Origin of the sequence: Pseudogemmobacter faecipullorum, assembly GCF_020539525.1 — a bacterium.
GTDB lineage: Bacteria > Pseudomonadota > Alphaproteobacteria > Rhodobacterales > Rhodobacteraceae > Pseudogemmobacter > Pseudogemmobacter faecipullorum.
The window spans coordinates 1-5,725 of sequence record NZ_JACDXX010000052.1 but is presented as its reverse complement, the minus strand read 5'-3'; the positions used below and the strand labels follow the sequence as shown (position 1 = coordinate 5,725).

At 64.1% G+C, this 5,725-nt stretch carries 8 protein-coding genes and 1 pseudogene; 2 read left to right on the top strand and 7 right to left on the bottom strand.

The window, feature by feature from the left end:
* Both H0485_RS20855 and H0485_RS20850 read left to right on the top strand, forming a co-directional pair.
* Positions 1–1,056: HAD-IC family P-type ATPase (locus H0485_RS20855; protein WP_226937820.1), on the top strand; the 1,056-nt coding region annotated here is incomplete at its 5' end.
* Positions 1,049–1,501, top strand: coding sequence for a universal stress protein (locus tag H0485_RS20850; protein WP_020952704.1), 453 nt, complete (start codon positions 1,049–1,051; stop codon positions 1,499–1,501). The genes H0485_RS20855 and H0485_RS20850, both read left to right, overlap by 8 nt.
* Before the next feature lie 459 nt (positions 1,502–1,960).
* On the opposite strand, the gene H0485_RS21745 is transcribed toward H0485_RS20850, so the two are convergent.
* From H0485_RS21745 to H0485_RS20815, 7 genes and pseudogenes are all read right to left on the bottom strand, one after another.
* A complete protein-coding gene (locus H0485_RS21745; protein ID WP_255613893.1) occupies positions 1,961–2,095 on the bottom strand; it encodes a hypothetical protein in 135 nt (44 codons plus the stop codon).
* On the bottom strand, positions 2,095–2,658 hold the full coding sequence (locus tag H0485_RS20845) for a hypothetical protein (RefSeq protein ID WP_226937819.1): 564 nt from the start codon (positions 2,656–2,658) through the stop codon (positions 2,095–2,097). Before H0485_RS20845 ends, H0485_RS21745 begins: the two co-directional genes overlap by 1 nt.
* 127 nt (positions 2,659–2,785) lie before the next feature.
* Positions 2,786–3,643 (bottom strand): DUF7007 domain-containing protein, encoded by an 858-nt coding sequence (locus H0485_RS20840; protein ID WP_226937818.1) that lies wholly within the window; start codon positions 3,641–3,643, stop codon positions 2,786–2,788.
* Positions 3,640–4,077 (bottom strand): hypothetical protein, encoded by a 438-nt coding sequence (locus H0485_RS20835; protein ID WP_226937817.1) that lies wholly within the window; start codon positions 4,075–4,077, stop codon positions 3,640–3,642. Before H0485_RS20835 ends, H0485_RS20840 begins: the two co-directional genes overlap by 4 nt.
* A gap of 283 nt (positions 4,078–4,360) precedes the next feature.
* Positions 4,361–4,720, bottom strand: a pseudogene (locus H0485_RS20825) (DUF6915 family protein); the annotation flags it as partial.
* A gap of 11 nt (positions 4,721–4,731) precedes the next feature.
* Complete coding sequence (locus H0485_RS20820) at positions 4,732–5,217, bottom strand: DUF6878 family protein (protein ID WP_226937816.1); 486 nt, start codon at positions 5,215–5,217, stop codon at positions 4,732–4,734.
* Between the two features lie 223 nt (positions 5,218–5,440).
* Positions 5,441–5,605 (bottom strand): hypothetical protein, encoded by a 165-nt coding sequence (locus H0485_RS20815; RefSeq protein WP_169742256.1) that lies wholly within the window; start codon positions 5,603–5,605, stop codon positions 5,441–5,443.
* Positions 5,606–5,725 lie beyond the last annotated feature (120 nt).

Sequence of the window (5,725 nt, the reverse complement as noted above, 5' to 3'; positions counted from 1 at the left end):
CGGGGCGGCGTGTTGTTCAAAGGTGGCGCGGCGCTTGAAGCCTTGGCAGAAGTGAAGAGCTTTTCCTTTGACAAAACCGGCACCCTGACCACCGGAGTTGCAGAGGTCACCGACCTCACCTCAGAGATCCCCGAGGGGCGCATGCTGGCGCTGCTCTCGGGTTTGGAGGCGCAGTCCGAGCATCCGATCGCCGCCGCGATCCGGCGCCGGGCAGAGGCCGAGGGGCTTGCCCCCGCCGCCATTCGGGATGTGGTGACCCATCCGAGTGAAGGCATCACCGGAATCGACGAAGAGGGGCCGATCTGGGCCGGAAACCAGCGGATGCTGGAGCGGATGGGGGCACGAGCCGATACCGCCGGGGCTCAGCGGCTGAAGGCCTCTGCCCAAACCGTCACCTGGATCGGCCGCGGCGCGCAGCTGATCGGTGGTGTTACGGTGGCAGACCGCCCGCGGCCAAGCTCTGCCGGCGGGCTTTCGCAACTGCGTGCGGCGGGGGTGGCGCAGCTGGCCCTGATGACCGGGGATCGCCGCCCGGTGGCCGAACGGATCGGGCGGGAGCTCGGCTTTTCCAATGCGGAGATCCACGCCGAATTGTTGCCGGAAGACAAGGTCAAACTGGTTGCCGCGCTTGCCGAAAAGGGCCGGACGGCCTTCGTCGGCGACGGGGTGAATGATGCCGCTGCCCTTGCCCGGGCGGATGTCGGCGTCGCCATGGGGGTTGCGGGCAGCGAAGTGGCGCTGCAGGCCGCAGATGTGGCGCTTCTGTCCGAGGACATGACCCGCCTTGCCGCCGCCCGGACACTGGCCTTGCGTACCCGCCGGATCATCCGGCAGAACCTCGGCTTTGCCTTGGCGATGATGGTGCTTCTGGTGGTCTCGGCGCTATTTTTCGAGCTGCCTTTGCCGCTTGCCGTCATCGGCCATGAAGGGGGCACGGTTCTGGTGGTGCTAAACGGGTTGCGGCTGCTCGCCGATCCGATCCGCAATGATCGCGGCGCGGCGCGAAAAGCGGCCTCGCATCCCTCCTCCCAACCTCAAGAGGTTTCTCATGTATAAGCACATCCTTATCACCACCGATGGCTCTGAGAACGCGGGCCTCGGCCTTGAGCATGGCATTGCACTTGCATCCAGCATCGGCGCTGCGGTGACGATCCTGACTGTGACGCCGCCCTTCCCGATTGCAGCAGCGGCGATGGGGGCAGGGGCATACACGCCAGCGGCGGTTCTCGAGGGCTATGATCAGGCGCAGCGCGAAACGGCAGAGCGGATCCTTGAGGCCGCCGCAGAGCGTGCGAGACATGCGGGCGTTTCTGCAACCGCCCTGCATGTGCCTGATGCCACGCCTGCTGATACTATCTTAGAGCGCGCCGAGGCACTCGGTTGCGATCTCATCTGTATGGCCTCTCACGGGCGGCGCGGGCTGAAGCGGATGCTACTTGGCAGTCAGGCAACCGAGGTTGTCACCCGTTCCGCAATCCCCGTCTTGGTCGTGCGGGCCTGACACCCCTTGGCCCGCTGCGAAGCGGGCCGGGCCGAATACAGAAGGTTGGGATGACCCGAACACCTGCAGAATTCTGGCGAGAGCATTAGATTTTCCTTCCTTTCGGGGGGAAAGAGAGGTCGCATGGAGCTCTGAAGCCTGCGGAAAAGCAAATGAGCGATGCGTGGCTATCAGATGCTACGAGCCCGCATGGTGTTCGCGGTAAGGCCAAGTCAACGCCGCGAGCTCGATTGTTCGTGGTGCACATCTGCTTCTCCTGATCTGTCCTCGACCGTTGCGCCAAAAGTCTCCTTGTCGTGTTCACTGCGAACTATCGCTGCGATCGGCGGCCTATGGTTAGGACCCATTGATTAGGTAATGATTTCATCAATCAGAATTCTGTCAGGAGGCCAAAAAACGTCGACTTAGCAAACTTGATGCCGCACCGCAGTAAGACCGCTTTTCCGCCCCTTACGCGATCTAATCGAACTCGATGGAGGCGAGGTTACGAGCATACGAAGCAGCATATCTGCCCGCGAGGCTGGCGGCGTTTTTGTTGGCGGTCTCCGGCAGCTCGTCAAAGCGATAGACCGCGATCTCGATGATCGAAGGCATCACGCCACCCTCCGCTGAAGAAGCTCTAGCTGCGCAGCATCGCGCCAGAACGGATCAACAAGGCGCCCTTCGGTCTCTGCAGCCCGCCGGCGCAAACCGCTAGCTTCGACATGTCTGCCCAAATCGGCATGATGCTGCGCTTCAGCCCGCTGGCGACAGGCCAGGTTGACCACCGCCCACGCTTCAGCATCGCTCGCGACGGGCTGGCACCAAGTCACCCGCCGGTTTGAGACTTCGCCCGCGATTACCAACCTCTGATCGGCATCAAGCACCGCGATCAGCTGCGGCGTAAAGCGGAGCGCGGGATCATCGCCATGGGCAATATCGCCACTTCCAAGGCGCGCTAACACCAGCATCATCGCGTCCGCGAGGCTGTCGCTGGTGCCGAGGGAGACGCTATGCTCGAACGCCCACTGATCGAGATCCGGATCGAGATAGCGCGCCTCGCCGGAACAGGTGATGGTCAGAGGGAGGCGTTGTTTAAGTCGAAGATGCGTAAGCGCCTGATCGACCAGAAGCTGTCCCGCGGGACGGTATCCGGCAGAGGAAACAGGAAAGGACATTGCGGCAACTCCACGACAGGCAGCGGAAGCCTCTCTCCCACCTCATGACCCGTCGCTTTACCCCGAGCCACCTCTCCCTCTCGGCCGCGCACCAGACACGCGCAGCCGAGATCAGCGGAACCGACAGTCAGTCATCGCCATTGGTCAGATCTCGATGCCGCGTGGGATCGATCACGAACCCGAACAGACCGGGTTCATACTCGGCCGACGGGACGAGGAAACGGCGGCGCTCGACGCCCGGGCCACGCTGCCCGCCCGGCGTAGCCATGGTTTCCACGAAGCCGGGAAGGCGATCGGAACCGACCGCCGAGATCACGATCCAGTCGGCGGCGTGCTGACGCTCGAAGATCTGGCGATCCCGCGCTCGGGATTCGCCCGGCTGAAGGGAGCGGCCATGTATGGCCTCCCAGGCGTTGGGCCAGTGATTGCGTAGCGTCTCATCGGCCAGACGGCGTTCATAGCCAGTGAAAAGATCTGGAAAAGCCTGCGCAACCGCTGCCCATTCGGCGTCCTCCTCGTAGAACCCGGAGGAGGAACGCAGCAGCGGATGCACACGGGCATTCTGCTCTGGCGCAAGCTGGAATCCGCCATGCCCGGCGGTGGAATGGCAGAGAACACCTTCACCATAGGTCATCGCGCCCTGTGACGCGCCCCAGGGCGTATACGCCCGGGAGACGATTTCACGGCGCCCGAGTGCCGCGCGCTCACGCTGGTGTTCGGCATTCTCGGCGACCAGCGCCCGGAACGCGGCCTCGTCAGCCACATCACCGGAATGACCGTAGAAGTCACCACGTCGCCAAGTGTCGAGCGGGCGAGAAAGCCGCCAGCCCGTCGCCAGAAAATGCCGCCCCTGCCGTGCCGGCACCATTGCGAAGGCGGTGTCGCCGACGCGCGCAACCAGCAGGCCGTCGGCACTGCGGCCAACCTCGATCACGGGGAGCGGTCGGGAGGGGCACGCGGGTATGATCGGAACCGTGGTGTTCATCCTGCGACCGCCTCCACGGCGTCGATGTCCTCGCCATTCAGCACGGCGTTCAGCCATTCATGTGTGCTAATCCAACCGATGCTCTTGCGGGCACCGAGATCGATGACATGCGCGCCGCCCCCGAAAGCCTCGACCCTGGGGCGGGAGCAGGTGTTGGCATAGTCGAAGCCCCAGAGGCCGGAGAGGTTCAGTTCTTCGGCAAGACGCAGCACGAAGTTGATGACACCCTCGACATCGCCCTGATCACCATCATGGATCCAAAGCTGCGAGCCGCTCGGCCCGTCCTGCTGGACGAGATCAAAGCCGTTGAATGCAGGCTCATCGGCATCCGCCTCTTCGGCGCGCAGGCGGTGGAACAGCGCCATCGCCTTGGCGGCATTCTCAGGCGAGCCCGCATCAAGCAGGCAGGAAAAGTGGGTGAAGTAGTCGGCCATGACAGGCTCCTTGTCAAAAATGGAAAGCCCGGCGCGAGGCCGGGTCTGGTCGGAATTGGGCTGGAGGAAAAGGTCAGCTGCCCGGGGACGTGGGAGAACCTTGCGGCACTTCAGCGGCGTGGGCGGCCAGCATCTGGCGGTAGAACCGCCGCCGGGCGAGCCTGAGGCCGGGATCCTTGCGGATACTGGGATGGAAGGCGCGGGCAGCGGCGCGCAGGACTGTGAACCCTGCGGCATCTGCTGTCAGGCCGAGCAGGGGGTAGAATGGATCAGGTGCCGGGGTCGGGGCACCTGGCAACGGGTCAACCTCGGTCTCGATCTTCTGAGTGCGGCCCATCCAGGGTTCCGGACGGATTGCGCGCGCCCAATCAGCGAAGCTCGGAATGTGGCCGAGATCCTCGCGGACATGCTGCTCGCCCACCCAACGGGTCGGGATCACCCGGCCGGAGGACAGGGTCAGCGTCTTGCCGAACACGATTTCCATGAGGAAGATACCCTCGGCATGGTGGCGCAGCGCGCGATGCCGGAAGTCAGCAAGGATCAATTTCGAGGCATCGAACCAGGAATGCAGGTCGATATAGTCGTCAACCGTGCCGCCCCATTTCTTCACCGAGGACAGGGCGTGATGATAGGGATGTGCCATGTTCCCAGCCCTCAGAACGTGTGGTTGAATTGCGCGGACGAGGTGAACCGCTCGTTGTAGTCGAGCAGGATCGTTCCGGCCGCGGCATCGAAATGAAACGCGCCGAACGCACCGTCGCAGTTCTCCCATCCACCATGGCTGTCCGAGAGAAGATCATAGGCCAGGGTCTCGACTGCCTCCGAGAGCGACATGCTGCTCGTCGAAATCTCGCTGATGCCCCAGCTGACCTGCGCGAGGGTGAGTTCCGTGTCCGGCATCGGCACTACGGCGTCCCCGCGGCGTGCGTCGATATCTTCGATATGCCCGCTGTCGCCACCGCCGTCGAAGGTGACGATGATCTCGGTGAGCCCGGCGGCGCGCATGGCCGCGAACAGCGTCTCCTTGTTCTGCGCCATTGCGGTGGTGCTGAGCGTCTGATGCGCCAGTTGCGAGGCATCAAACTGCGCCATGGCGACCGCCAGGTTGCCTTCCGGGGTGGCTGCTATCTCGTGGGTCATGGGACTTCTCCTGAGAGCGAAGGGACAGGTGAAGCCGACCGGCGCTCTCTCTGGGACCGGAAGGCTCGCCCTTCCCGGATCCCTCCTCGACCTCTCCCGCGCCGGGGTTCATCCCGGCTCCTCCGTGCGGCGCGCGCCACAGGCGGGTGATCGCGCGACCCCGGTGGACGGCGCGGCCCGCCGCGCGCGGGCCGGCCGAAGGGGGGTGAAGCGCTTGCGCGCCTCACTGCCAAGGGTCGATCTCCAGGGCGATGAGCGTCTCATCGCCATCATATTCATCGGCGGGCATGGCGGCATGGCTGCCATCGCCGGCCTGAAACACGACGATCGAGACCATCAGCGTAGCGGCGAGGCTGGCGGCGAAAGCGGTGGCATCCTTCTTGGACATGGGACTGGCTCCTGTCTTTGGAGACGAGGGACCATCCCCCGCTCGACAGGCGCCCGAAGTGTCTGACCGGATCTGCAATCACCCTCGGGCGTTCGGGCCTTTTGCCCGAATCCCCGAGGG